Annotated in this window: 21 protein-coding genes and 1 tRNA gene; 9 read left to right on the top strand and 13 right to left on the bottom strand. The window is 49.1% G+C overall.

The window, feature by feature from the left end:
• The first annotated feature begins 65 nt into the window (after window positions 1-65).
• Window positions 66-1757: a M3 family oligoendopeptidase gene (locus A3849_RS11070; RefSeq protein WP_074111467.1), complete on the top strand. Its 1692-nt coding sequence runs from the start codon at window positions 66-68 to the stop codon at window positions 1755-1757.
• A gap of 95 nt (window positions 1758-1852) precedes the next feature.
• Here the strand turns inward: A3849_RS11070 and A3849_RS11075 are convergent, their stop codons facing one another.
• Window positions 1853-2236: an iron chaperone gene (locus A3849_RS11075; protein WP_074086351.1), complete on the bottom strand. Its 384-nt coding sequence runs from the start codon at window positions 2234-2236 to the stop codon at window positions 1853-1855.
• 26 nt (window positions 2237-2262) lie between these two features.
• Entirely contained in the window at window positions 2263-2850 is a 588-nt protein-coding gene (locus tag A3849_RS11080) for a TetR/AcrR family transcriptional regulator (RefSeq protein ID WP_074111468.1), read from the bottom strand.
• Between the two features lie 119 nt (window positions 2851-2969).
• Here A3849_RS11080 and A3849_RS11085 point away from each other — a divergent pair, with 119 nt between their 5' ends.
• A complete protein-coding gene (locus tag A3849_RS11085; protein ID WP_074111469.1) occupies window positions 2970-3509 on the top strand; it encodes a hypothetical protein in 540 nt (179 codons plus the stop codon).
• A gap of 86 nt (window positions 3510-3595) precedes the next feature.
• On the opposite strand, the gene A3849_RS11090 is transcribed toward A3849_RS11085, so the two are convergent.
• The 5 genes from A3849_RS11090 to A3849_RS11110 all read right to left on the bottom strand — a co-directional run bounded on the left by A3849_RS11090 (window position 3596) and on the right by A3849_RS11110 (window position 12077).
• Window positions 3596-6730, bottom strand: a complete 3135-nt coding sequence (locus tag A3849_RS11090) for a choice-of-anchor I family protein (protein ID WP_074111470.1) — start codon at window positions 6728-6730, stop codon at window positions 3596-3598.
• A 728-nt stretch (window positions 6731-7458) separates the two neighbouring features.
• On the bottom strand, window positions 7459-8133 hold the full coding sequence (locus A3849_RS11095) for a hypothetical protein (protein WP_074111471.1): 675 nt from the start codon (window positions 8131-8133) through the stop codon (window positions 7459-7461).
• A gap of 107 nt (window positions 8134-8240) precedes the next feature.
• Window positions 8241-9521 (bottom strand): SMI1/KNR4 family protein, encoded by a 1281-nt coding sequence (locus A3849_RS11100; protein WP_218619225.1) that lies wholly within the window; start codon window positions 9519-9521, stop codon window positions 8241-8243.
• A 63-nt stretch (window positions 9522-9584) separates the two neighbouring features.
• A complete protein-coding gene (locus A3849_RS11105) occupies window positions 9585-10640 on the bottom strand; it encodes an LLM class flavin-dependent oxidoreductase (protein ID WP_074111473.1) in 1056 nt (351 codons plus the stop codon).
• Window positions 10641-11009: 369 nt separating this feature from the next.
• On the bottom strand, window positions 11010-12077 hold the full coding sequence (locus A3849_RS11110; RefSeq protein ID WP_074111474.1) for an ABC transporter substrate-binding protein: 1068 nt from the start codon (window positions 12075-12077) through the stop codon (window positions 11010-11012).
• Between the two features lie 196 nt (window positions 12078-12273).
• Between A3849_RS11110 and A3849_RS11115 the strand changes: the two genes are divergently transcribed.
• Together A3849_RS11115 and A3849_RS11120 are read left to right on the top strand one after the other, a co-directional pair.
• Window positions 12274-13380: a FecCD family ABC transporter permease gene (locus A3849_RS11115; RefSeq protein WP_074111536.1), complete on the top strand. Its 1107-nt coding sequence runs from the start codon at window positions 12274-12276 to the stop codon at window positions 13378-13380.
• A complete protein-coding gene (locus tag A3849_RS11120) occupies window positions 13380-14147 on the top strand; it encodes an ABC transporter ATP-binding protein (RefSeq protein ID WP_074111475.1) in 768 nt (255 codons plus the stop codon). The genes A3849_RS11115 and A3849_RS11120 overlap by 1 nt, the downstream gene beginning before the upstream one ends.
• A gap of 236 nt (window positions 14148-14383) precedes the next feature.
• On the opposite strand, the gene A3849_RS11125 is transcribed toward A3849_RS11120, so the two are convergent.
• The 3 genes from A3849_RS11125 to A3849_RS11135 all read right to left on the bottom strand — a co-directional run bounded on the left by A3849_RS11125 (window position 14384) and on the right by A3849_RS11135 (window position 18484).
• Window positions 14384-14456: transfer RNA gene (locus A3849_RS11125), tRNA-Lys, on the bottom strand.
• A 218-nt stretch (window positions 14457-14674) separates the two neighbouring features.
• Window positions 14675-17542, bottom strand: a complete 2868-nt coding sequence (gene uvrA, locus A3849_RS11130; RefSeq protein WP_074111476.1) for an excinuclease ABC subunit UvrA — start codon at window positions 17540-17542, stop codon at window positions 14675-14677.
• A gap of 27 nt (window positions 17543-17569) precedes the next feature.
• On the bottom strand, window positions 17570-18484 hold the full coding sequence (locus tag A3849_RS11135) for a nucleotidyltransferase (protein ID WP_074111477.1): 915 nt from the start codon (window positions 18482-18484) through the stop codon (window positions 17570-17572).
• Between the two features lie 145 nt (window positions 18485-18629).
• Between A3849_RS11135 and A3849_RS11140 the strand changes: the two genes are divergently transcribed.
• A complete protein-coding gene (locus A3849_RS11140) occupies window positions 18630-19520 on the top strand; it encodes an AraC family transcriptional regulator (RefSeq protein ID WP_074111478.1) in 891 nt (296 codons plus the stop codon).
• A 307-nt stretch (window positions 19521-19827) separates the two neighbouring features.
• Here the strand turns inward: A3849_RS11140 and pyk are convergent, their stop codons facing one another.
• Window positions 19828-20937, bottom strand: coding sequence for a pyruvate kinase (pyk, locus tag A3849_RS11145; protein WP_074111479.1), 1110 nt, complete (start codon window positions 20935-20937; stop codon window positions 19828-19830).
• Window positions 20938-21069: 132 nt separating this feature from the next.
• Here pyk and A3849_RS11150 point away from each other — a divergent pair, with 132 nt between their 5' ends.
• On the top strand, window positions 21070-21957 hold the full coding sequence (locus tag A3849_RS11150; protein ID WP_074111480.1) for a fructose bisphosphate aldolase: 888 nt from the start codon (window positions 21070-21072) through the stop codon (window positions 21955-21957).
• Between the two features lie 14 nt (window positions 21958-21971).
• Entirely contained in the window at window positions 21972-22340 is a 369-nt protein-coding gene (locus A3849_RS11155) for a VOC family protein (RefSeq protein WP_074111481.1), read from the top strand.
• Between the two features lie 108 nt (window positions 22341-22448).
• Here A3849_RS11155 and A3849_RS11160 read toward each other — a convergent pair whose 3' ends face one another.
• Both A3849_RS11160 and A3849_RS11165 read right to left on the bottom strand, forming a co-directional pair.
• Window positions 22449-22883 carry a VOC family protein gene (locus A3849_RS11160; protein ID WP_074111482.1) on the bottom strand — a complete coding sequence of 145 codons (435 nt, stop codon included), beginning with the start codon at window positions 22881-22883 and terminating at the stop codon, window positions 22449-22451.
• Window positions 22884-23008: 125 nt separating this feature from the next.
• Window positions 23009-23830 (bottom strand): helix-turn-helix domain-containing protein, encoded by an 822-nt coding sequence (locus A3849_RS11165; RefSeq protein WP_074111483.1) that lies wholly within the window; start codon window positions 23828-23830, stop codon window positions 23009-23011.
• A 327-nt stretch (window positions 23831-24157) separates the two neighbouring features.
• Between A3849_RS11165 and A3849_RS11170 the strand changes: the two genes are divergently transcribed.
• Entirely contained in the window at window positions 24158-25348 is a 1191-nt protein-coding gene (locus A3849_RS11170) for a serine hydrolase domain-containing protein (RefSeq protein WP_074111484.1), read from the top strand.
• On the top strand, window positions 25348-26166 hold the full coding sequence (locus A3849_RS11175) for an ABC transporter permease (protein ID WP_074111485.1): 819 nt from the start codon (window positions 25348-25350) through the stop codon (window positions 26164-26166). The genes A3849_RS11170 and A3849_RS11175 overlap by 1 nt, the downstream gene beginning before the upstream one ends.
• The last annotated feature ends 16 nt before the right edge of the window (window positions 26167-26182 follow it).

The following is a 26182-nucleotide window of genomic DNA, read 5'->3' on the forward strand; positions in this document are numbered from 1 at the left end:
CTTCCAGATACTATAATAAAAACGATATGTTTCTCAAAATTACCCGAAGGGATGTTGATGATTACATGAAATTTAGCGAATACCCGTACGAACGGCCGGATGTAGAGAAGCTAAAGGCCGGCTTTACAGAGCTTCTTAAAGGTCTTAGTGCTGATAGTCTGGAAGAGCAGCGAGCCGCTTTTGCCGCGATTAATAAGCTGCGTAATGAATTTGGCACCATGGAGACATTGGCCAGCATCAGACATTCGATCAACACAGAGGATGAATTCTACAAAGCTGAACAAGATTACATGGATGAAGTGGGACCAGTGATTCAGGAGTACATAACGGACTACTTCAGAGCCCTCGTGAACTCTAAGTTCAGAGCAGAGTTTGAACAGGAATGGGGAACACAGCTGCTGCAGATTGCCGAAATCTCGCTGCGGACATTCAGCCCGGACATCATAGAGGACCTCCAGCTCGAGAATAAGCTGTCCACGGAGTATTCCCAGCTTATCGCTTCCGCCAAAATCCAGTTCGAAGGGGAAGAACGGACGTTGTCCCAGCTCGCCCCATTCGAGTTGTCAACAGACCGGGATATGCGCAAGCGTGCATCTGCGGCCAGATACCACTTTATGGCTGAACATGAGCCGGAATTTGACCGTATCTTCGACGAGCTTGTCCAGGTACGGACCCGTATTGCCAAAAAGCTCGGGTACCATAGCTTCGTTGAACTCGGCTATGACCGGATGATGCGTACAGACTACAACGCTGAAATGGTCGCTAATTTCCGCAAGCAGGTGCAGGAGCATATCGTGCCTGCTTCCCGGAAGCTGAAGGAACGCCAGGCTGAGCGTCTGGGTCTTGCGGAGCTGAAATTTTATGATGAAAGTCTAAATTTCAACAACGGCAACGCCACACCCAAAGGCGATCCCGATTGGATCATCGCAAACGGTGCCAAAATGTACAAAGAGCTCTCCCCTGAGTCCGATCAGTTTTTCAGCTTCATGCTGGAGAATGAACTGATGGATCTGGTCAGCAAAAAAGGCAAACAATCTGGCGGTTACTGCACCTATCTCAGCCAGTATGAGGCTCCATTTATTTTCTCCAACTTCAACGGAACCTCCGGGGATATCGATGTGCTGACCCACGAAGTGGGGCATGCATTCCAAGTATATCAGAGCCGTCATATCCAATTACCTGAGTATGCTTTTCCAACCTATGAAGCGGCGGAAATCCACTCCATGAGCATGGAGTTTTTCGCATGGCCATGGATGGACCTGTTCTTCGAGGAGGATGCTGCCAAATACCGTTTCAACCATCTCGGTGACAGTTTGCAGTTCATCCCCTATGGGGTTGCGGTAGATGAATTCCAGCATTTTGTCTATGCCAATCCGGATGCCACACCTGCCGAGCGCAAACTAGCCTGGCGTGAAATAGAGAAGAAGTACCTGCCCCTGCGCGACTATGACGGCAATGAATATCTGGAGCAAGGCGGTTTCTGGCACAAGCAGGCCCATATCTTCCGCTCTCCGTTCTACTATATTGACTACACATTGGCTCAGCTCTGCGCCTTCCAGTTCTGGAAACGGTCAAATGAAGATTTCAAGTCAGCATGGGCCGACTACCTGCGGCTCTGTCAGGCTGGCGGAAGCCTGTCTTTCCTTCAATTGGTCGAGCTGGCCGGACTGAAATCCCCCTTTGAAGACGGATGCATCAGCTCCGTGATTGGTGATATTGAAGGCTGGCTGAACAGCGTAGACGATAAGCAACTGTAAGTGCCGCTTCGGCTCCCTGTAAACTTACATTAGCAAAAAAGGAACCCAACTTGGGGGTTCCTTTTTTTGTCCGCTGCCGGTATGATCTGCCTCGTTTATTTCTTTGCCTTTGCCGCCGCCTTCTCCCTATTCTCGTCCGCTCTGAACTTCACAATCCGGCTGATCAGATCGAGTGGCAGCGGCTCATCCAGCGGAAACTGCACGGACCCCTTTGCCCCCTTGTACTGCGCCAGTTCCTCCTGAAAAGCCTCAATCCCGCGGGGTGCCGGATAAAATCCGATATGCTTCTTAAATGCTGCGAAGTGCACCAGATTCCCATGCAAGAAGAAGGTCGGCATCTGGTAGCTAATTTTCTCCTCAGCTTCCGGCGCAGACTCACGGATTACTTTTCTTACCGCTTCAAGCTTGTCCTGCACCTCAAAAGGGGCTTTGGCAATATAATCGTCTATCGACTCGTAGGTGATTTTTACGGGTTCCATAACCTGCTCCTCTCAGCTTCCCGAATTTATTCGTTGCAAATAGAATCCATATGACCGCTCACCACTCTAAGGATCTTCTGCTTATCCAGCCGCTCAGGCTCCAGCATCGCATGCAGAGCCAGCCCATCAACCAGCGCATACAGCCGCTCAAGTTCATTGTCCTTATCCAGGCCTTGTCTCAGCAGCCCCTGTTCATGCAGATACCCGACCAGCATGTGTATAGCGGAATATACCCCATCGTCTACTTCGTCATAGTGATCCCCCACATACTTACGATGAAAGACAAAAGCAAACCATACTTCCATCTCGGCCATGGTATGGTCATCTACAGGAATCAATTCCATCAGAATCTTCGTAATCAGCTGTTTAGGCGGGAGATCGAGGGTAAGCAGGGCATTGATTCTGACATCGACCCGTTCCTTTACAAGATTCATGGCAAAAGCAATCAGCTCATGCTGTGTTGAGAAGTAATGGCGCAGAGCTCCCAGCGAAACGCCTGCTTCCTGCGCAATGTTCCGTACTGTCGCCCCTTTCATCCCCTGATTCATGATGACGCGCCAGGTTGCTTCTGCAATATGCGATTTTCTCTCTGAATGATCTACAATTTTTGGCATGTCTATATTGTATCATGAAGAAAACTTCGAACGCAATTTAAATAATACAATTGTATTATTTAAATTCAGCTGTTATAATCCGATGTATCAAATACATGTTTATACACAAGGGGTGGATTATGAACTGGGTTGCCTGGGCGATTATCGCCTGCGAAGTTCTATTCTGGGTTGTCGTTCTTGCCGGTTTCTCGGCACGTTATTTATTCAAACGAAGAAAGCTGGGGCTGTTCTTTCTCGCCTTAACCCCGGTCCTGGACATCATTCTGCTAATTATTGCAGGAGTTGATTTGTACAAAGGTGCTGCTGCCACCACGGCACATGCGCTTGCTGCCATTTATATTTCCGTATCCATCGTGTTCGGCAAAAGCATGATCCACTGGGCAGATGAACGCTTCCGCTATTATGTAACCAAGCAGGGACCTGCTCCGGTCAAACGATATGGCATAGATCATGCCCGGCATTCCTTCAAAGGCTGGATGAAGCATGTGCTATCTTTTCTGTTGGGGGGAGGGATTCTATATGGTCTCATGATCTGGATTGACGACCCTGCCCGTACGGATGCGCTCTTAAGCATTGTATCCCTATGGTCAGTTGTGGTGGGTATTGATCTGATCATCACAAGCTCGTATTTCATTTGGCCTAGAAAAGCTAAAGGCTAAACATCCGATCCCACATTATCTTCAAAAAATGAACAGGCCACGCACTTTACCTTAAGCGTGCGGCCTGTTCTTCTTTGGCATATATGCTATTCTACAAAGCTGCCTTCAATCATCCGTTTCAAAACAGTGGCTACCTCGGCTCTGGTTGCAGTGCCTTTAGGATCAAAGATATTTCCTGTTTTGCCGCTGATAAGGCCATAGCCTTGAATCGCTTCGACGGCTTCACTGGCCCATACTGAAATCTTCCCATTGTCCGCAAAAGTAGCAGGAGTTCTTAAATTCCCCGCTGGCAGTTTCGAAAATTTTAGATAATTATTCAGGACGACCGCCAGTTCCTCCCTCGTAACGGCCCGGTCAGGGGCAAAGGTATGGTTCCCAGTACCCTGAACTATACCGTTCGATGCGGCCCAGGCCACATAAGGCGAATAATATTTCACTGCCGCAACATCGGTGAAGGCCGCTCCCATTGACAGCTCGGCACCCGACATTTTACCCAGAATTGCAGCAAGCATTCCCCGGGTTACCGTCTGATCCGGTGCAAAGGTGGTATGTCCAACTCCCGTTAACCATCCTCTCGCCGCTGTAAAATCAATGCTATCCTTTGCCCAGTGATTCAAGGTGTCGCTGAACCCGGCAGCATGATAGCCAATCGCAAAGGCGGAGAAATGACTGGTTCTAAAATCAACCGTTTGTGCAGCTTCATTATATTTACTGATTACAGGTATGGCATTTCCACTGTTGTCCAAATATAACACTACAACGGCATTAGCGTTCTCTGCTGTTCCTCGTGCATAGGGCATTTGGACCTTAACTGATTCACCTCCAAAGCTTGTGATGACAGTTGTCCCGCCAGTTATGGTAAAAGTATAAACCGGTCTGCTGCCGACCAGGTAACGGGTACTGCTGGTCCCATCCGTCCCTGAGGCCCGCGCAACACTGATCTTAATCGCTTGGCCTGAGGCTGCCTTGCTGATGGTTCCGATAACCTTGCTGCCAAAAGTAATGGATGCAAGCCCGCTGCTGATTTTCAGGTCAGCCCGGGTGTCAGCAGACAGCTGTGCCAGGAAGGTGCCGCTCAGCTCTAACGTTACTTTGGACGCTCCCTGCGAAGCTTCCCCGCGAATCTCCACCAAGGCTGGTTTACCCGCCTTCTCGCTCGACTTTACATTATCCAGCAGCTTCCGGGCAGCTTCGTCTGTCAATTTGCCTGCCGCTTCTCTTGTCTCTGCATTCATAGTCATAGCGGTCACAGCCACAGTATCCGTAACGGTTGCCGCTGCTTGCGGTGAAGCACTAGGGCTTACCGTTGCTTGTGCCGGTGCTGAGGTTGGTGCGGCCGTTGGCGTGGGTGCCGGCGTTGCCGAAGCTGCTGGTGACGCCGATGCTGATACTGTAGGGGTTGGAGATGCAGTTGCTACCGGTGTCGGGTTTGCCGGTGTCTCTGGTTCTTCGGGTGTGTACTTGCCTTCTGGAATCTCTACGATAGAGACCGTTCCCGAAACTTCATTAGCAACCAGCAATAGGGGATAACCCGTTGGGCTGTATTCTGCTGCAATGAAATTCTGGCCTTCAGGAGAGACATCCCCAGCAGCCAGGTAGGCCGGTTTGGCTCCGGAATAATCCACCGAATGCTCCAGATCTCTTGTATTCAGATAGTCGTAGAAGACCGGAGCGCTGATCTTTGACAGATCGTACATCATATTGCCGCCGACCCGCTCCAGGCCTATGAAAGCATAAGGCTTCCCGTCCACGACCCCAACCTTGACATCCTCCGGCTCAGGACCTTTTTTGGCGCTCCTTTTCTCAAAAACAAAGTCGTCATTAGACCAGTTGAAGCCTTTTGGAAGCAAGGTTGCCGTGATTTTCTCGAAATCCGCTCCACTATCGTAGACCAGGGACATGTCCTCCGCATTCCAGACCGAAAAGGAACGTGCGCCGAAAAGATAAGTCTTCCCGCTTACAAATCCGGCTCCCGCAGGTCCCACCTCATAATCGGAAGTGTCAAAAGTGGTCACCTTCATACTTTTGGTGGCATCGCCATCCTGACCTTTGCCTAGCGTAACATCCTTCTCATTGCTATAACCGCTCCAGTCCCGGGAATCCCCTTCATTCGCTGTGATTACATAGGTTTTACCTCCAGCGGTATAAGTGGCAATCCCATCCGGATTGTACATGCCGAGAATACCCGGTTCAGTTTTGATATTGATTTTGCCGTCTCTGCGCATATCGAGCTCGTTGCCGGGAATACTGTGGTCCTTAAAGCCCAGACCTTTGATGCTTGTAAAAGCACCCGTCTCCACATCCAGCGTTGCTAAGGCATTCGCCTCCTGCAGGGAAATGAACGCTTGCTTGCTGTCTGCGGACACGGCTATATATTCCGGCTCCAGATCCACAGAAGGTGCGGTTTGCTTTTTGAGAATCACGTTATCTGCTAAAAGACTACTCCGCGCTTCGCTGCTGTCGAAACCGGTGAAATCAATAACCTTGGCTGTTTTCGTCTGCAGATTGATTAGAGTAACAGAGCCTTGAGGGTCAACAGCCGGGGCGGCATAACCTTGTCTGGGTTCTCCTTCATCAGCGGCCAGCAAATAGTTGTGGTCAGGTGTGAAGGTGACCATATCCGGCTGAACACCTGCTGTATAGTGCGTGAGGTACTTCCCGTCATAGTCCAGCAGCAGTACTGCGCCGGATTTCTGATAGTCCGCTTCCTGCACGGCAATTGCAATCCTGTTCAGTTCTGTATCGATATCAATACTGGTAATATCTCCGAAGGTGAAGCCGTCAATCATCGAACTGACATCGATCCGTTTATCCAGCGTCAGCTGGGTTTCCCCTCCGGTCACCAGCGGCTTCAGGCTGACTATATCAATCTGTTTCTCCTTGCCGTTTATCAGATAGAACTTCTGATTGTCGCTGTTATATTTAACGATCTCCGCAACTCCGCCTTCCAAATCGGAATAACCTGTGGAGTAGCTGCCGATTTTATTCATACTCTTGCCATGCTCCCATACGTAAGTGGCGGGTGTCACTGTGATTGGGTCATAAACGGCACCTGTGGCGGTAAGGACGGCTACATTTGCGGAGGCATCAGATTCATCGACCCTTTCTCCGGTGGTTACGGCAGATGCTGCATGGACAGTATGGGATACCGGCAGCGTCATCAGCAGCATGACTGAACCCATGAATGCGCTTAATATCCGTTTTGGATGTTTGATTAACATATGTACCTCCCTGGTTTTTAATCTCTTTAACTTTAAGAGGCATATGTAAAAACACGGGCAGTATTTTGTTAAATTTTAAGATAGTTCATGTTAACAAAACCATCCTAACGGGTGAATCCAGCATCTCATTGCCGCAGGTAACGGTATTGCTCCCAAATCAGAGGTATTTCTACCTCCCATTCTGCACGCTAGCCCGTTTACAGTGAGATCAGAGGTATTTCTACCTCCCATTCTGCCCGCTAGCCCGTTTACAGTAAGATCAGAGGTATTTCTACCTCCCATTCTGCCCGCTAGCCCATTTACAGTGAGATCAGAGGTATTTCTACCTCCCATTCTGCCCGCTAGCCCGTCTACAGTAAGATCAGAGGTATTTCTACCTCCCATTCTGCCCAACTAGCCCATTTACAGTGAGATCAGAGGTATTTCTACATTCCATTCTGCCCGCTAGCCTGTTTACAGTGAGATCAGAGGTATTTCTACATTCCATTCTGCCCGCTAGCCCGTTTACAGTAAGATCAGAGGTATTTCTACCTCCCATTCTGCACGTTTAGTTCTTTTCGTTTCCTGCGGCCTGTTTCTTCATCGTTTATCCCTCTCACTTTTCAATTGGTGCGATCCACAGTTTTTAAACAGTAAATTCCCTAAATAAAGCACAAAAACAGACCGCAATCCGATACAGGATGCGGTCTGTTCTTCAAGAAGGATTTACAGAAAATACAGCATTGGGATTAATCCAATCCGTGTTCTTTCCGGATATTGTACAATCCCTGCAGCAGCAGTTCCGACGGATCGCGGTTCAGCTGCAGATGGATTAATAGCAAATGCAGCGGAATGGCACAGACGTTATTGCCTTCAGTTAGTGCCGGAAATCCGGCTTCAAACACTGGACCATGGGTTTCATTCCAGGCCAGCCCGGCGTGAACCTGCTCTGGAGCAAATTCTTCACGTACGGCTGCAATGCAATGCGGCACAAGTACATTATCGATCATGGCCTTGGCCTCTTCTTCACTGGTTGGCGGCGGTGTGAGGGCTTTGCCTCCCTTGACCTTCATCAAGTCGATGAAAAACGAAGCCATCCAGATATTCGGACTGTTGTTCGTCTGGAATCTGGCGATCAGCTCGCGCAGGAAAAACCCGCAGGAGTAAACATCCTTCGCCTCATCCATCACATGGAATACAAATACCGGACCGTAAGCCTCCAGATTCATCACTTGGCCCTGAACCTCATTGAAATGCATCTTCAGCGCAACCATACCATTATGGTGAACTGCCTGTACAAGCTCAGCCATTTGCTCATCAGTCATGGGTTGCGGTTCGCTGGTTGTTTCTTCGCTGGTTGCTTCTTCGCCGGTTTCTACCTCGTTCATTGCTTCATCAGTCGTTGACTTATTGTTCATTTTCATATTCACCCCACTTCCTATCATACCATCCCAAGGCTGGAAGCGACATCATGTTATGGACAAGACATGTAATAGACAATATTGTAAATAAAAATGTTAAAAAACAATGCTTAGGGCAGCCGCCCCAGTGCATCACGGACAGCCTGCTTTTCCTTTTTCAGCACAGCTTCTTCCAGTGCCTGTTCCAGCAGGCTGCGGATCTGCAGCAATTCTGCACGCCCGAAGCTCCCGGCTCCCTTGTCATACAAGGCAGGGAACGCAGCAATGACGATCTGGCGCTGAACATCACTGCCCCCAAGCCACTGCACAATGTCAGACGGTGCGGGCTGTGAGTGAACATACAATGCATCCCACCCGCCATAAGGAAAAGCGATCTTGTCCTCCATCCATACCAGCACCCTTCGGCTGTGAAAATTCTGCAATAGCGAGTTCGCCATATACCCGCTAGGCTTCGCCGGTGTCGCAGACACCTCCAGCATGCGGAAGACATGCTCCAGCCCTTCATCGCCTGGTAGACACTGAGCAGACAGATAAGCCAGCGTACTCCGGCTTACCTTAACGGATGAAGTCTCTGACCACAGGGAACGCACAAAGTCTGCTGCCTGTTCCTTAAGCACATCGCCGGCAAGACAAAGGATAGCCTCTTTATTCTGGCTGTTACGTTCCTGTTCTGCCCGGTTCAAAAAAGCCTGCAGTACCTCACCGGCGTAATATTGACCAAAGGCTTCAGCAATCTCCTGATCCGTTCCGAACATCTCAGCATAGCGAAGTAGTAAAGGCAGCTCCTTCTGTGCCTGCCCCAGAGTCAATGTCAAATATTCATGCAACCAGGCTCTCCATTGTCTGCTGGCCTGCTTTTCCAGGTCCAACCCTGACTCACTGCAAAATTCCGGGTATTGCCATTCCTCTGCACCTACACAGCCGAGCGCCGTAATCTTGTCGACGAACTCTGTGACCGACAGTGCAAGCAGCAGATATTCTGCCGTCTCATGTGCCCAATGGACGACTGCGGTTCCAGAAGCGCTATGCAAATCCAGCAGCAGCTCATCCCCGTTGCCTGCCAGATGAAAGCTCAGATAACGCTGTTGCTCCCCGGTATATTCTTCTTCGTTAGAAACAAAAAAATCCAGCTGGTCCACATCCCAGCCCAGCCCTCCGCTCACCTCAAAGGGAAGAATTGCAGCGTCCGGCAGACTCCAATACACATAAGCTTGGCCTGCCCCCTCCTTCAGCAGAGAGCGCAGCTCGTGCGGGAGCCGGATTCCGAGCCTCGACTCCACTTCAGCAAGCCCGCTTTCTGCCACAGGAGAACCCACACTGAATTGAGTGTCTGCACCCTTTTGCTCAAGCGCCTGAATAAGCTCCTGCCATTGCCGTTTCCAGACATTCATTTGCTCTCTTATCAGAGCCGCCACCTCCCCAGGTTGCTTAACTACCATTTCATTTGCCATATCTTACAGATTGTTCTTCTCCCAAAGCGCTACTTCCTCACGGACACGGGGAGCTACTTCGGTACCGAACAGCCTGATCGCTTCCATCACCTCAGCATGGGGCATCGTGCCGTGCGGAACATGCAGCAGGAATCTCGTGATGCCCACATGCTTACGCAGATGAATGATCTTCTCTGCTACAGTTTCAGGGTCTCCCACATATAAAGCTCCGCTGAAGCTGCATGCCGCATCATAATCTGAACGGTGATATGGCGGAAGACCTTTCTCCACCGCCCTGACATTGGTCCGGGCATAAGTGGAAGGAAAGAATTGTTCAATCGCCTTCTGCCTATTCTCTGCGATAAAACCATGCGCATGGGCCGCAATCGGCAGCCGCGAGCTGTCATGGCCTGCATGGGCAGAAGCTTCTTGATAGAGCTTGACCTGTGACGCAAAATCCAGGGGCTGCACCGGTCCAATCATAGCCAGCGCAAATGGCAGCCCGAGTTCACCTGCACGGACCGCAGACTCCGGACTTCCCGCGCTGGCTATCCATACGGGCAAAGGCTGCTGCACCGGACGCGGATAAATCCCCAGGTTATGTATGGCAGGTCTATGCTGGCCTTCCCAGCTCACCTTCTCAGATTGCTGGAGCTTCATCAGCAGATCCAATTTCTCTTCGAATAAGGTTTCATAGTCTTTCAGATCACAGCCGAATAATGGAAAGGACTCTGTGAAGGAACCACGGCCCACCATAATCTCAGCCCGCCCGTTTGACAGACCGTCCAGTGTGGCGAAATCCTGAAAAACACGCACCGGATCGGCTGATGACAGAATCATTACAGCACTGGTCAACCGGATTCTGGACGTCAGGGATGCAGCCGCTGCCATTACAACCGCAGGTGAAGAAGCGGCAAAATCCGGACGGTGATGTTCACCCACCCCGTATACATCCAATCCCACCTGATCCGCGAGTACAATTTCTTCCACCACTTCGCGTAGACGCTCTGCGTGGCTCATCGTTTCCCCTGTGATTACATCGGGTGTTGTTTCGACAAAAGTACTAATTCCAAGTTCCACTATTTTGTTCCCCCAAGCTGTTGTCAATTCAATTACTATATTCTATATCTTTATAGTTGAATATTCAAAATTAAAAAATAATAGATTGAGTTTTAAAAATTTCTAATAAGGATCGGGGCGTAACTACAGAGAATGTTTGGACTTCCGGCCGCTGTTGTCTGCAGATTTCTTGATTTATACCGCTGTTCGCGGTGGAAATCCGCAGACAAAGGCGGACGCTTCCGCTCCTACAGTTCCAAACTTCTCCTCCGTCACTTTTCCTTATTGGTAATTTTAAAGATCAATCTATACAGGCAGCAAAAAGCAGATCGAACCGTCACATGGATGACGGCCCAATCTGCTTTTAGTATGCGGATTTCTCTACTACTCTTATTTATTAGCGGTTATTTCGGATGCCAGCTTCTCAGCTCCATCAAAAATCGAGTAGCTGTAGCCCCAGAACTGGTTGAAGTCGATCGGATAAATCGTCTTATTCTTGACAGCATTCAGACTTTGCAGCGACGGATCGGCGTAGAATGCCTTCAACGTCTGCTCCGGATCCACACCTCCGGTATATACCGAAAGCAGCAGGACATCCGGATTAGTTGCAATCAGCTGTTCTTTGCTGATATCTCCGGTAACTGTACCAAAGCTGTTTTTGAGTCCCAGCAAACCGAGTACATCACCTGCAAACGTGTCAACATTTCCGCTGTAAATAGCAATGGCCCCATTGCCGCCGTCGGATACATATGCAAAGGTCTTCTCTCCGCTGACAGCTGACTTGTCCTTAAGCGTTTGCGCACGCTCTTTCAATTCAGCGATGTAGGCAGCAGCGTTCTCCTGCACATCAAAGATCTGGCCAATCTGTTCTATATCCTTGTACAGGCTGTCCAGTGTAGATCCCTTAACGCTGGTATTCTGAACGAATGTCTTGATGCCCAGTTCGTTCAATCCTTCTACCGTCCCAACGCCCCAATCTGCATCGGCATACAGGTCGCTGCGCCCCAGAACGAGGTCAGGACTTGCCCCTACAACCAGCTCTTTACTGGCATATTCCTTCGAGATCACAGGAATCTTCTTGAATTCTTCCTGCACCGACGGATCACCTGCACCGTAAAGGGCCGCAACACCGACCATTTTATCGGTCAAGCCCAGCTTGATCAGCAGCTCAGCGGCTCCCTGGGTATTGGCCACCACTTTTTCAGGCGCCTTATCAAAAGTCTGTGATTTGGCTTTCCATTCCGTTCCTTCACCATTATTGGTGTAGTTCTCAATGGTAAGCGGATATACGGTTTTGGTACTTGGAGCAGCTTCCTCTGTGGCAGCTGGACTGCTTGAAGGCGCAGCCGATTCCGCCGCTTTATTTGCGTTCTTCGTGTCGGAAGAACATGCTGCTATCATTACCGCCATTACCAAAACCGCGAGCAGCGGCGCATATCTTTTGAATACATTCTTCATTGCCTTAATCCCCTTTTCTATATGTACATTTGTGTATCCTGCATACTATTGTGTCAAGCCGATATCTGGCAGGTGATACAACCGTAGAATATAGAATGTGAGAACCGTTGTCAATGATAATAATTCTCATTGACAACGGTTCTCAGTATGGATTATATTTTAAATTAAACATATATTAAGGAGCCCAATGAATGCCATGCAAACCGATCTAGCTGCACAATCTGAACCTAAGAAGTCTATTATCCACACCCGTTACGGCTTTATGACCGTCATTGGCATTCTGCTTATTATTACAATATTGTCTGCCGGGGCTGCGGTCTCCTTTGGGCAGGTTGACATTCCCGTCTCCCAATCCTACCGGATCCTGCTCCACCACCTCACGGGTATTCAAATCGGAGATGTACAGGAACTGACTTCTGGTTCCTTCGTCGATATTATCTGGAAAATCCGCTTTCCCCGCGTTCTGATGGCTTTGTTCATCGGAGCCGGACTCACGTTATGCGGAACCATCATGCAGGCGGCGGTTCAGAATCCTCTCGCTGATCCATACATACTGGGTATTTCATCCGGCGCTTCCCTCGGAGCTACATTTGCTATTCTGATCGGCTTTGGTTCGATGGGATTACTGGGCCAGACAGGAGTTGCCTTCTGGGCCTTCGCCGGTGCGGTCGGCGCTTCCCTGCTGGTCCTGATTCTGGCAAGCGCGGGCGGCAAAATGACCTCCGTCAAGCTCGTCCTGGCGGGTATGGTTATTAACGCCTTGTGCACCGCCTTTGCCAATTTCATCGTTTATTTTGCCAACAACGCAGAAGGCATCAAGACCGTTACATTCTGGACGATGGGCAGCCTAGCCGCTGCGAGCTGGGACAAACTTCCGCTAATTTCGATAGCCGTCCTTCTTGCCACTTTCTTTTTTCTGATACAATTCCGGGTCTTGAACGCTATGATGCTGGGCGATGAAGCTGCGGTCACCCTGGGCATTCATCTGGGCGCTTACCGCAAAGCCTATATGATGATTACTGCGCTGATTACAGGGGTGATGGTGGCAAGCTGCGGCATGATCGGATTCGTGGGTCTGATCATCCCCCATTTAGTTAGAGGACTGGTTGGCTCGGATCACCGGAGACTACTGCCCGCGTCCATTCTGTTCGGTGCGATCTTTCTGATCTGGACAGATGTCATTGCGCGGACGATTGTGCCCAATGTAGAGCTCCCTATAGGGATCATTACCGCCTTAATCGGCGCTCCGATGTTCATGTACATGCTGATCAAAAAAGGCTATGCATTTGGAGGGAAAAGCTAATGAACTTGAACGTTGATCACCTGAGCGTCTCTTTTGCCGATGCGAATATTGTAAAAGATGTATCCCTGAAGGTCAGAAACAAGCAATTTGTCGGCCTCATTGGTCCGAACGGCTGTGGCAAATCCACACTCCTTAAGAGTATTTATAAAGTGATCAAGCCCCGCCAAGGCGATGTATTCCTGTCTGAAATGAACGTAATGAAATCAAGCCCCCGAATTGTGGCGCAAAAGCTGGGTGTAGTCGGCCAGTTCAACGAACTCAGCTTTGACTTCACCGTACGGGAAATGGTTGCTATGGGGAGAACCCCGCATAAAGGAATGCTGGAGACCGATAATCAAGAGGACTTCAGCATTGTCTCAGGCGCTCTGCGCAAGGTCAACCTGGAAGGCCATGCAGGCCGCAGCTACAATTCACTATCCGGTGGTGAAAAACAACGTGTCATCCTCGCCCGGGTTCTGGCCCAGCAGCCCGAATTCATGATTCTGGATGAGCCCACTAACCATCTCGATATTAAATACCAGCTGCAAATCCTAAATATCGTTAAAAGGCTCGGCATCGGTATTCTCGCTGCACTCCATGACCTCACCCTTGCTGCGGAATACTGTGATTATCTGTACGTCATGAAACAGGGCCAAGTGGCCGCCTGCGGGAAGCCGGAGGATATATTGACGAAGGAATTAATCGGCCAGGTATTTGATGTGGCCTGCGAGACCTACCGCAACCCCGTGACCGGGGCGCTTGGCATTGCTTATCTGGAGACACGCTAGTAACGATCGCAACCTTTTTAGCCCTTTCGCTTCCCTATCAGAAGTCAGAAGGGCTTATTCGTGTTATGGGGCAGGTCCAAACCAGGAGCTTACCTAGATCATTCGAACTGAATCACTGTCTTAATAACGATAAGCGCTATATGGGTTGTAAGTTCTCAATCTTATCAGCCCCATTTCTGAAATAAGCTCTTTGGAGACAAAAAAAAGAAACGGCATTTCTGCCGTTTCTTCTGTGATGGACTCTCAGGGGCTCGAACCCTGGACAAATAGATTAAGAGTCTACTGCTCTACCAACTGAGCTAAGAGTCCACATCATCGGTCGAATCATACCGCCTTCAGCTCATTCATAGAAGATCGGAATAAATCTCTCGTATAAAAGATTATATCATGATACAAAACACAGATCAAGGTTTATTTTTCAGGTTTTTTAATAAGAATAATTTACGGCGGATCATAATGTTCGTCTTGCTTGAGCAGTAAAATAGACTGACCTCATCCAAGAATGAAGTACAGTCTATTCCAGCAGATCACAGCACCGAACGCAAAAACCTGCCCGTGTGGGAAGTTTCCACTTCAGCTACCTGCTCCGGTGTGCCTTCGGCAACTACATACCCTCCGTCATGGCCTCCTTCCGGGCCCATATCAATAATATAGTCGGCGGACTTCATGACATCCAGATGATGTTCAACAACGATAACCGTATGCCCGCTATCCACCAGTTTGCCCAGAGACAGCAGCAGCTTTTGGATATCCGACAGATGCAGCCCTGTGGTAGGCTCATCAAGGATATACAAATTGCGGGCTCCCCTCTTGATTTTGGACAGCTCATACACCAGCTTGACACGCTGTGCCTCTCCGCCGGATAAGGTGGTCGAGCTTTGACCTAACCGCATGTAGCCAAGTCCGAGCTCATCCATAATCTCCAGCTTATGCTTCAGGTACTTATGGCCGCTGAAGAATTCACGGGCTTCCTCCACCGTCATCTCCAGCACATCGGCGATACTTTTACCGTGGACCTTAATTTCCAGCCCCTCCTCCGAGAACCGCTGCCCCTTGCACACTGGGCAAATCGTTTCGATATCGGCCATAAACTGCAGATTGGTGACGATTACTCCGTCTCCGGCGCATTGCTCACAGCGGGTGCCTCCTGCATGGGTCAGACTGAAGTCAATCGCCTGGTATCCCCTGTCCACCGCCTCCGGCTGCATGGCGAAGAGATCCCGGATTTTATCATAGATGCCTATGTAGGTTGCCGGGTTCGATTTGCTGTTCCTTCCAATAGGGGTCTGGTCAATATTAATGACATTGTTCAGCAGATCCGCACCGAACAGAAAATCATGCTCGCCTGCAACAATCCGTGCAGCCGTTTTGTCGATCTTCAATTGCTTGAACAGAATCTCGTTAATCAATGAGCTTTTCCCTGAACCGGATACTCCGGTAATACAGATGAACACACCCAGTGGAATATCCAGATCCACGTTCTTCAGGTTGTTTTCCCGGGCGCCTTGAATGCTTAGAAAATCATCTCCCAGGCTTCTGCGCTTGCCGGGGACGGGAATGCTGGCTTTTCCAGAGAGATATTGGCCTGTCACTGACTGGGGCTCACTTATAATATCCTCGATGGTCCCGCATGCTACAACCTGGCCCCCATGAATTCCCGGACCCGGGCCGATTTCGATAATATGATCCGCACTCTGTATGGTATCCATATCATGCTCAACCACAATTACGGTATTGCCGATATCCCGCAGCTTCTTCATGGTATCTATCACGCGGCTGGAATCCCGGGGATGCAGGCCAATACTTGGCTCGTCCATGACGTACAGCATTCCCATCAGCTCACTGCTGATCTGGGTCGACATTTTGATCCGCTGCATCTCACCGCCCGAAATACTGTCGCTTCTCCGGCTAAGACTGATATAGTGCAGCCCGATATCAACGAGCAGGGACACCCTGGTGCGGATCTCGTGAATGATCGAGGAGGCCACATCCTGAATCTCTGCCCCAAACGTCAATGCTTCCAGCGAATGTAGCAGCTCAGGCAGCTGTTTGCGGCTTAGCTGGTCAATGTTTTCTTCTCCGAGGGTAACCTGTAGGCGCTGTTTCTTGAGCCTTGCTCCATGGCATTCCGGGCAGATCTTCTCAATCATACAATCCTTGATGAACGTCGGTTCGAAGGCTTCCGAGGTAGAACTTTTCCGTATGTAATGCTTGTACCAGCTCTCCATCTCGTGAACGAACCCCCAGAAAGGACGGTCCCGTCCGATCATCCAGTTCTTCTTCGTTGAATTAGGGGGCTGGAGCATGGGGAGCACCTCGCCTTTGGTCCCGTAGAAGAGAAGCTCATGAATTTCCTTCGGCAGATCGCAGAAAGGAGTGTCGAGATCGAAATGATACTTCTGGGACAAGCTGTACATCAGTACAGAACGGTAGCTGTCCTTGCCCGCAGGGTTGAAAACTGTACTTTTGAGCGCACCCTTGTTGATGCTTCTCTCCGGTGCCACTACCAGAAAACGGGGTTCCACCACATAAGACATCCCTACCCCGAGGCAGGTATGGCAGGCGCTTACAGGCGTGTTGAAGGAGAAATGAAAAGGCTGCATGTCACACAGGAAGAAATGATGCTCCGGGCAGCCGAAATCCTGGTAAAAGGTCGGGTCAACGCCTCCCGGAACCACCACTTTAATCATAATATCCTCTTCCAGTGCCAGCATTGCAGCTTCGATGGATTTGGTCAATTGAATATAAGTATCTTTCTTCAGCTGAAAGCGGTCAATGACCATTTCAATGTGGTAATCCTGTGCTTCATCCAGTTCTCTTTTTTCCGCCAGTGAAAATGGCTCGCCATCCACCAGCAGATTCTTGTACCCCTTATCCCGGAGTTGCTGGAATGTGAAGCTGTAGTCTTCTCCGTATACTTTATAGACGGGAGCCCGCAGCTCTACCACGGTTCCGAAAGGCAGGGAGGAAATACGCTCGGCGATCTGGGCGGCAGACAGCTGCTTCAGGGAATGGCTGCATTCCGGACATTTGCCTACACCCGCCGTGGAATACAGCAGACGAAGATAATCGTTGATATCCGTGACCGTGCCGACGGTTGAACGCGGATTGTTATTGCTTTTTTTCTGTTCAATCGCGATGACCGGTGACAAGCCGCGCACATAGTCGACCTTTGCCTTTTTGAGCTGGCTGATCCGGCTTTTGGCGAAGGTGGAGATGGAATCCAGAAACCTCCGTTGCCCCTCTCCGTAAATGACGTCAAAAGCGAGTGAGGACTTTCCCGAGCCGGATACCCCGGTGATCACCGTTAACTGGTCCCGCGGGATTTCAACCGAGATGTTCTTCAGGTTGTTCTGCTTGGCCCCGGAGATCTCGATAGTTGTTCTAATGGACATGCTTCAAGCTCCCTTCTGCAATCGTATTTACGGAATGTATAGATAACCTGCTTCCTCAACAGCCGGCTTGCTTTTGGGCGTGATCCGAATCGTTTGGGTGACCTTTTCGATAATACCTTGCTGAACCAGATAGTCCATAACACCAAGCAGCTGGTCACTCTGCACATGAAAATGCTTATTGATCACCGTTACGGTTTTGATCTCCTGATCCCTCATGAATTCAAGCACCGGCCTAGAAAAGATGGGGAGATGCCGCTCCAGCACCTTGTCCAAACATTCTAATCCGCTCTCAATTTCCGCTACGCTCATATGATGGGACATCGCATCTTGATAAAATGGAACAAGAACCTCTGGATTCAAGAGTTGCGCTCTCTGAATAGCCTCCCTGGATATGGCTTCACCGCGGATACATAGCTCCATATGAGCAACTGACTCTGCAGCTTTTAACAAGTAATACTGCGCATACAGCAGATCCTGCCGGACTGTCAGCCACTTCCGGGTTTTGTCGCTCAAAAATACAAGCTGACTTGCAATATGAAGGGCGGAAATCGCAATATCATCACTGCCTATGATCTTGAGGTCTTCGAAGTATTCGATCAGACTGTCATCCGTTGAATAGACCATCTTACCCTTGGAGTAGTAGGATTGGGCAAAGGACCCGCCCAGCGCCCGTTCCATTCCCCGCTTGAAATCGCTGCGGACCACAAGATACACATTAATAAGAATACCGTCTTCGTCGATACAATAGGTTGTTGTGGCAAGGGACTGGTCCCGGACAACCATAGTCATATCAATATCGCTTTTTTCCCAAATCACATCATAGGCCAGACTCCCGCTGATAATAATAGCAATCACATTCGGATCGCTGCTGACCTTGCCGATAAAGCTGTTCTGTGCGGCTATGTAGCGTGCTTTCAGCTCTGCCTGCGCTGCAAATTCCATCCTTCCAGCTCTCCTCCTACTTCTTATAAAAATTCCCTTATGGTGTTTTCCGTTTATGGTAGAATCATACTACACTGAGATTTAAAGAACCGGACAAAAATTGCTGGGTTATCATTCAACAAGTTCAACTTGCAAAGGAGCAAATATGGAACTTCATCTCCTGGAAACGATCAACCATACCACGGAATTTATCGAAGATCATCTGCTCGAAGAGCTAAGCCTGGACCGTATCTCTGAGCAGGTAAACATCTCCAAATTTCATTTACTCCGCATCTGGAAAGGGGCCACGGCAACCGGCCTGATGGAATATGTGCGCAGAAGGCGGATCGCCTTGTCGCTGGGAGATCTGATCCATGAACGGAACAGCATCGAGTTCATCTCGTACAAATACTCCTTCGGATGTGAACGCACCTATTCCAGAGTCTTCAAGGAGGAATTCAACATCAGCCCGGCCAAATGGCGGCGAAGTCCTTCTCCACTGCAGATCATGGACAGGTTCAATGCCGATTTTCTGCACCGCGCCGGAGAAGGGCTTGTCTATTTTCATTCCACAAGCGTATTGCCGCCCTTTTCCATTGCAGGACCTGAATATCAGGTGGATGTAAATGACAACATGGCAAACCAGACGTCCAACCGGCTGGGTGTCGCCTTCTTCTATAAAGACCGTCCAAGAATCATTAATCCAGTTAACAAAGATACGTATATCGGGTATACCACCGTTCCGGAGCCGTTTCAGGGCTATACCTGGTACCAGCCCTCTGTCGAAGTGAATCAGAGCAGCATCATTCCGCCGGATATGTCACTCAAGCATGTTGCTCCCCACAGATACGGTGTATTTACTTATATGGGCCCTCATCGGCCTGAGGAGATCAACTCGAAGTCACTAAGCCTCATCTGGAAGCACATCTTTGACACATGGATGCCCACTGTACAATTCGATCTGGAAGAGAAATTCAGCTTCGAGCTCATCAATTATGCCAGATGTAATAAGAAGTACTGTGAATGTAATTTGTATTATCCGATTTCGAAGATATGAACACAGCCGCGGAGCTGCTAGAGCGCAGCCTTCACAATGCGGTGATAATAACCCTCAGTAAGCACAGCGAACACGAAGTAGATCAGCGTGTAGGTTATCATGGCAACCGCGGCTAATCCTCTCCTTGCTACTTTCAAATTTGGGGTTACCCCCATCAGAACGAACAAGTCCGTTCCAACACACTAATTGTATGGCCCGGAACCCATACTGTCGTGCGATTCAGATGATAAGCATGAGCGGGATCGTGACATTGTTGTCACTTTGGAATACGCGTTGGATGATTATGTATTTATCCCGGGTCGTCCATTTAGTCCGTCCTGTTATTCACTGCGGTTTTCTTATAAAGATTATCAAACGGGGTCTCTGTGCATAGCTTCCCCAGCTCATAACCGCTCTCCCCTTGCCCCCGCATGTTCTCAGCAAATTTGGCGACCGTACTCAGGGCTCTTGTGCTCTGCACCGGATAATCGCCCACAGAGCTTTCTGCTGACAGCATCACAGCATCAGTCCCGTCGATTACTGCCTGAGAGACATCGGTTACCTCTGCACGTGTTGGAACCGGATGTTCGACCATGGATTGCAGCATTTGGGTAGCAGTGATTACATAGGTCTTCGATTGCTTGCACTCGCGGAGAATAGCTTTCTGAATGAAGGGGATTCGTTCAAAAGGCAGCTCTACGCCAAGATCTCCGCGCGCAATCATGATACCGTCGGATGCTTCCATGATGGATGAGAAATTCTGAATCGCTTGAACGGTTTCGATTTTGGAAACAAGGCCCGGCTGGCTATATTCCCCCAGTCCAGCAACAAACGCACGGATTTCCTCCAGATGCGACGCTTCCCGGATAAAAGAACAAGCGATCCAATCCACATGATGCTCCAGCAGGAACTCAAGATCCTGTTTGTCTTTTTCAGTTATGGCCGGCAAGCGGATGTTCGTTCCCGGAAGGTTGACGCCTTTATGGCTGCCGATCGTTCCACCCACGATAACCTTTGTAGTTATCCTTCCCGGAAGCTTATCTGTCACCTCAAGCTTCACTTCACCGTCATTGATCAAGATGGAAGCACCTTGTACAATATCCTCCATCACAACAGGATGATCGAGCGCTGCCCGCGCTTGCCCTCCGGGTTCATTTGACAGATCAAGGATAAACGTGTGGCCCTCTTCCAATCGAACGGACTCCTCCTTCACGCTCATCAGACGGATTTTCGGTCCCTGCAGGTCACCCATAATCCGCACGGATTGACCCGATTCGGCGGCGGCGGCCCTCAATACTTCAATGACCCGTCCATGCTCTTCATGGCTCCCGTGTGACATATTCAGCCGTGCGATGGTCATACCGCTCAGGAGTAATTCCTTAAGAACAGCGGGGGAGGAACTAGCCGGGCCTATTGTGCAGATCAAATCGATACTCAAATGAATTCAACTCCCATATCATATTGGCATTCATACCTCATTCTCTAGTTTGCATTGTTCGTTTTTTCTAACTAAACTATACATGATTGCACACCACTGCCATTCACTTTACGAAGGAGAGGGGACACATTCATGAATACGAAACAATTGGACCGGATTCACACAGGAAAGGGTTTTATTGCAGCCTTGGATCAAAGCGGAGGCAGTACTCCAAAAGCTCTGCTGCAATATGGCATTCAGGAAGACCGCTATTCCAATGAAGAAGAGATGTTTGCATTGGTGCACGAGATGAGAACACGTATTATCAAGAGCCCTGCATTTGATTCCAAGTACATTTTGGGAGCTATTCTTTTTGAGAACACGATGGATCGTTTCATTGACGGACAAGCCACTGCCGATTATCTATGGGAACAGAAAGGTATCGTGCCTTTTTTGAAAATCGACCAGGGCCTGGCCGAGCCTGATAACGGGGTTCAGCTCATGAAACCCATTCCCGGTCTGGATGACCTTCTGAAGCGCGCTGTCCAGAAAAATATCTTTGGAACCAAGATGCGCTCACTGATTAAGGAAGCGAACCCGGCCGGCATACAAAAAGTTGTAGAGCAGCAGTTTGCCGTCGCCCGCCAAATTGCCAGTGTTGGCCTGGTGCCGATTATCGAACCGGAAGTGGATATCCATAGTAAGGATAAGCAACAAGCGGAGAAGCTTTTAAAACAAGAGATCTCTACCCAACTAGCCGCTCTGGATAAAGACGTGAAGGTTATGCTTAAGCTTTCCATACCGACGGAGGACAATTTCTACAGTGATTTCATTGAAGATCCGCATGTGGTACGGGTCGTTGCTTTGTCAGGCGGCTACACCCAATCGGAGGCCAATGACAAGCTGGCCCGTAACCATGGACTGATTGCCAGCTTCTCCCGGGCATTATCACAAGGACTCAGCGATCAGCAAACCGACGAAGAGTTTAGCACCATGCTCGCACAATCCACCCAGGCCATCTACGAAGCATCTATTACTTAAGGGAGACTTTCAATATGAAATTGAGCCTGAATTGGATTACGCTTAGGGTACACGATCTGGAAGCTTCCCTTGATTTCTATCACAGGATTCTGGGTCTTCCGGTTGAACGCAGGTTTGAGAGCAGAGGAAGACCAATTGTCATGCTAGGTACAGGAGAGGGACAACCGAAGATCGAGCTGATTCAGGGAGATGAGACGGTTCTGAAGCCCGAGGGCGGTGTCTCCGTTGGTTTCGAGGTGGTGTCGCTGGATGAGGCAATCGATCATTTGACGAGCCAGGGCATCCCGTTAGCACGCGGACCGATCATGCCTAACCCTCACCTAAGGTTCTTGTATGTTCTTGATCCGGACGGCTTCGAGGTACAGCTAGCGGAGCACATCTAGAGCAGCGGCCCTTTACTTATTGATTTCCATTACATTCTAAAAGAAATAGACCGCCTTCTCACAATGAAGTGCGGTCTTTTTCCAAGCGATTTAGCACTGCTCATAGTGTTAACTCTCAAATAAGGTTTCGAACCGTTTCTGCATTTCTTCCGGGTTTACGACTTCCACAGTAGTGTAGATCATCCAATAATGTCCGAACGGATCCTTTACACTTCCCGCTCGATCACCATAGAATTGATCTGTCATCGGATTAACAATAATCGCTCCAGCCGCAACCGCCTGTTGAAATACCGTATCTGCATCGTCGACCTGCAGTTGGATACCCACCGTTGTGTTCCCCATAGTTTCCGGACCGAAAATTCCATATTCAGGGTATTCCCCTGCAAGTGATATTTTAGCACCGCCGATTGTAATTTCAGCATGAGCCACTTTACCTCCCGGCTCCGTCAAGCGATAATGCTCCACTGCACCAAAAGCTTCCTTATAAAACCCAATCGCCTCAGCAGTATTCTTAATCCATAGGAATGGAGTTGCTGTATTCATTATTGACGCCTTCCTTTTCTCTAAATATGCAACGAATCTATCTCAATGAATATCCTAACGGACCTGTTCATATGCGTATAGTAAAAAATTGAACCTTTATTTAATGATTGACCGGCCTTCCGCTATTAGATAAGTATCCCAACATGATTATGATGCCTGTCAAGTCTTGAGAAATAATCTGTTGGATTGAGGCTGGAGAACGCTTGAAAATCTTTAATAAAATGCATCTGATCATAATATCCGCAAGCCATAGCGACGTCTAGCCAATTAACATTCTTAGCCTGGTCTATTCGGTTTAATACCTCCTGAAAGCGGCGAAGACGACAGAAGAGCTTAGGAGTCAACCCCACTTCTTCTTTAAAAATCTGAATAAATCTCCTATGGCTTATACCCATTTGTCCAATCACATCCGAGAGGGGTCTTTTTAAAGGCAATCTCAGAAATTCGTTAAGCGCAAAGTGAACTGCCGGATGCTGTATCAAAGGTTGTGAAGCCAGCTTAATAAGGCTTTTCTCCAACTGCTGGAACTTATCATCCACCGTTTTGGTTAACAGCAACTTCTCATGCATATCATGGGCTTGTACTCCCCACAATGCATCCAGGGATACATGAATATTATGTACTTCATCCACTGGCATTTTAAGAAATGGATAAACACCGCCTGGTTTGAAGTGTACTCCCACAACTGTAGACTTCACAGAAGTATCAATGATGAAAGACTTCGAATGTGGCCCACAAATAACAGAGCTGCCATATGCCCTCACCAGGCCTTTATTTTCCCGGTCTATTAGGTTAATCTTCCCCCCACTCAAGTTGAACACAAGTTCAATCGAACCATCCGGCAGCGTGAGTTCCTGCGAATACGGTGAGGTATAGCCTTCGAAATACCAAAAAAAATCCACAAAACCTGACAAAGGAGCTTGTGGAATATAAGTGCGTAACAGCATGGTGTTTACCTGACAGGAGCTATGGACATTAATCCATGTAGCCGCTCCACCCTCTCTTTGGCTGCATTCTCACATAGGTCTAATATAACCTTTTACTTCCATTTAAAAAAGTATTTCAACGAAGTATATCTCCCCGATAAAATCATGAACACCTCTACGTTATCACCTAAAAGATGAATAATCACCCGGGCAAGTTTGGTTATAAATTAAACTCTCTGTTGTAACATCCATTCCTTGGAAATATACTTAACGTAGTCATTTTGAGAGCGCTTTAGTTAGAGCTGTCAACTTCGCATGCGTAAAAATAGATAAGGAGGCACATATCATATGCTATTTACACCAGGAGTTACCGACTGCTCACCGGCAGAGGCAGGTTACGACACTTCAAGAATCGGGGTTTTGAATGCCCATTTTCAGACCCTGATCGATCAAAAAAAGATCCAGGCCGCATCTTACTGCGTCTCCAGGTATGGAAAGACATTTATGCACGGGGCTATGGGACCGCTCTCTTTCCGGGAAGATAGCACGGACCCGCTTTTACCAACAACCGTTCATAATATCGCGTCCATTACTAAAGCCATTACCTCAGTTGCTATCGCCAAGCTTGTGGAGGACGGTATTCTCCGGTTTGACATCCCGGTTGGCGCCATACTTGAACCGTTGAATGTGGCCCCGTTTGATAAAATCGATATCTATAGCCTTCTGACCCATACCTCGGGCCTGTTTCCCGACTGTGCAGGGAGCATCCCCTATCATAAGTCTTATTGGCAGCTCATTGAAGAGTATTTCGAAAAATATACCCCTGAGGACGGTGATCCCGACTGGATCACAGCCGCGCTGAGCTGCGGCGTCAATAAGAAAGTAGGCGAAGAATGGCAATACTGCTCCTTCGGCTTCTGCCTGCTCGGAGAAATTATTAAAAAAGTGACCGGTGTAACCGCTGAGCAGTACATAGAAGAGCAAATCCTGAAGCCTCTGGGTATGAAGGACACGGTTTGGGAACTGACGCCTGAATTGGCCAAACGCGCCATTATAAGAAATGAGAGACATGAAAAGCGGCTGAACGATCTAGTCAACGGTACTCAGCCTGAAGACTTGCAAATAGAACAGCTGTGGGATACGGTTTCCAAAACCGGGGGAGGCCTCGCCTCTACACCTGCTAACCTCATCCGGTTCGCCAACATGCTCCTGGGCATGGGAACCCTGGGCGATACCCGTATTGTCGGCCGCAAAGCAGTGGAAAAAATCACAACCCGCACCCTGCACGGGGTTCCCGATTACTGCTGGGGTAACGACGTCAAAGACCGGAGCTACGGCATTGGTCTCGATATGAGAAGAGGCCCTGCCTTCCTCTACTCGGAGACCAGCTATTTCCATGAAGGTGCGGGGGCCTGCTGCATGGCCATTGACCCCACAGAACAGCTCGCTGCCGTATGGTTTGTGCCTTTTGTCGGTGATAATTGGTACGCGGAAGGCTTGTTCAATGTAACCAATATCATTTGGTCAGGACTGATCTAATGAACAGCTTGAAGCACAATTGGCTGATTTGCCGGACGGTAGCGGGCGTGACCTACAAAGAGTGGAGTGCTTACCGCACTCATTCTATGGTGTCCGTTATCGTCGGCCCTGTATATTTTATGGTGCAATATTTCATCTGGACGGCGGTATATGGAGGTCATTCTTCGCTCGGCGGCATGGCACTCCCCGAGATGATCCGCTACTTTGGGGCTACTGCGCTTATCGGTTACCTGATCATGGATTTTGCCGACTGGAACTTATCCATGCTTGTGCGCACCGGTAAATTTCTCACCTTCCATTTGCGCCCGATTCATCACCGTTCGTTCGCATTCTTTCAGAAACTCGGCCATCGGTCTTTAGGCTTCCTGTTTGAATTTTTGCCGTGCCTTCTGATCTTCATTTTTATTTTTGGAGTAGATATGCGACCGGCAAGCCTCCCATGGACTTTTCTGTCGGTGCTGCTTGCCTTTCTAATGAATTTTTATGTGAACTACATGATTGGCCTGACTTCATTTTGGCTTGTCCAGTCGGGCGGAATACGAAGCGCGTTTATGCTGGTGTCGGGTATTTTTTCGGGTGCGCTTATTCCGCTTGATTTCTTTCCGCACTCGCTGCAGGTGATCCAGTTCTTCCTGCCGTTTCAGTACATGGCTTACCTGCCGGCAATGGTGTTCACCGGGCATTATTCTCTTGGAGGCCTTGAGCTATCCATACAGCAAGCTGTAGGTATGCAGGCCATAGCAGTGCTTATTACGTTCGGATTGAACGAGCTCGTTCGCCGCCAGGCTATGAAGCAGTTTACCGCTGTCGGTGCGTGAATGACCCCATGAAAGG

This window comes from Paenibacillus sp. P46E (assembly GCF_001909095.1).
GTDB lineage: Bacteria > Bacillota > Bacilli > Paenibacillales > Paenibacillaceae > Paenibacillus_AQ > Paenibacillus_AQ helianthi.

Excerpts from the sequence above, each read along its gene's own strand:
- A3849_RS11070 (WP_074111467.1), top strand. The coding sequence starts at position 66 with ATGAAATTTAGCGAATACCCGTACGAACGGCCGGATGTAGAGAAGCTA.
- A3849_RS11075 (WP_074086351.1), bottom strand. The coding sequence starts at position 2,236 with ATGGAACCCGTAAAAATCACCTACGAGTCGATAGACGATTATATTGCC.
- A3849_RS11080 (WP_074111468.1), bottom strand. The coding sequence starts at position 2,850 with ATGCCAAAAATTGTAGATCATTCAGAGAGAAAATCGCATATTGCAGAA.
- A3849_RS11085 (WP_074111469.1), top strand. The coding sequence starts at position 2,970 with ATGAACTGGGTTGCCTGGGCGATTATCGCCTGCGAAGTTCTATTCTGG.
- A3849_RS11090 (WP_074111470.1), bottom strand. The coding sequence starts at position 6,730 with ATGTTAATCAAACATCCAAAACGGATATTAAGCGCATTCATGGGTTCA.
- A3849_RS11095 (WP_074111471.1), bottom strand. The coding sequence starts at position 8,133 with ATGAAAATGAACAATAAGTCAACGACTGATGAAGCAATGAACGAGGTA.
- A3849_RS11100 (WP_218619225.1), bottom strand. The coding sequence starts at position 9,521 with ATGAATGTCTGGAAACGGCAATGGCAGGAGCTTATTCAGGCGCTTGAG.
- A3849_RS11110 (WP_074111474.1), bottom strand. The coding sequence starts at position 12,077 with ATGAAGAATGTATTCAAAAGATATGCGCCGCTGCTCGCGGTTTTGGTA.
- A3849_RS11115 (WP_074111536.1), top strand. The coding sequence starts at position 12,274 with ATGCAAACCGATCTAGCTGCACAATCTGAACCTAAGAAGTCTATTATC.
- A3849_RS11120 (WP_074111475.1), top strand. The coding sequence starts at position 13,380 with ATGAACTTGAACGTTGATCACCTGAGCGTCTCTTTTGCCGATGCGAAT.
- uvrA (WP_074111476.1), bottom strand. The coding sequence starts at position 17,542 with ATGTCCATTAGAACAACTATCGAGATCTCCGGGGCCAAGCAGAACAAC.
- A3849_RS11135 (WP_074111477.1), bottom strand. The coding sequence starts at position 18,484 with ATGGAATTTGCAGCGCAGGCAGAGCTGAAAGCACGCTACATAGCCGCA.
- A3849_RS11140 (WP_074111478.1), top strand. The coding sequence starts at position 18,630 with ATGGAACTTCATCTCCTGGAAACGATCAACCATACCACGGAATTTATC.
- A3849_RS11150 (WP_074111480.1), top strand. The coding sequence starts at position 21,070 with ATGAATACGAAACAATTGGACCGGATTCACACAGGAAAGGGTTTTATT.
- A3849_RS11155 (WP_074111481.1), top strand. The coding sequence starts at position 21,972 with ATGAAATTGAGCCTGAATTGGATTACGCTTAGGGTACACGATCTGGAA.
- A3849_RS11160 (WP_074111482.1), bottom strand. The coding sequence starts at position 22,883 with ATGAATACAGCAACTCCATTCCTATGGATTAAGAATACTGCTGAGGCG.
- A3849_RS11165 (WP_074111483.1), bottom strand. The coding sequence starts at position 23,830 with ATGCTGTTACGCACTTATATTCCACAAGCTCCTTTGTCAGGTTTTGTG.
- A3849_RS11170 (WP_074111484.1), top strand. The coding sequence starts at position 24,158 with ATGCTATTTACACCAGGAGTTACCGACTGCTCACCGGCAGAGGCAGGT.
- A3849_RS11175 (WP_074111485.1), top strand. The coding sequence starts at position 25,348 with ATGAACAGCTTGAAGCACAATTGGCTGATTTGCCGGACGGTAGCGGGC.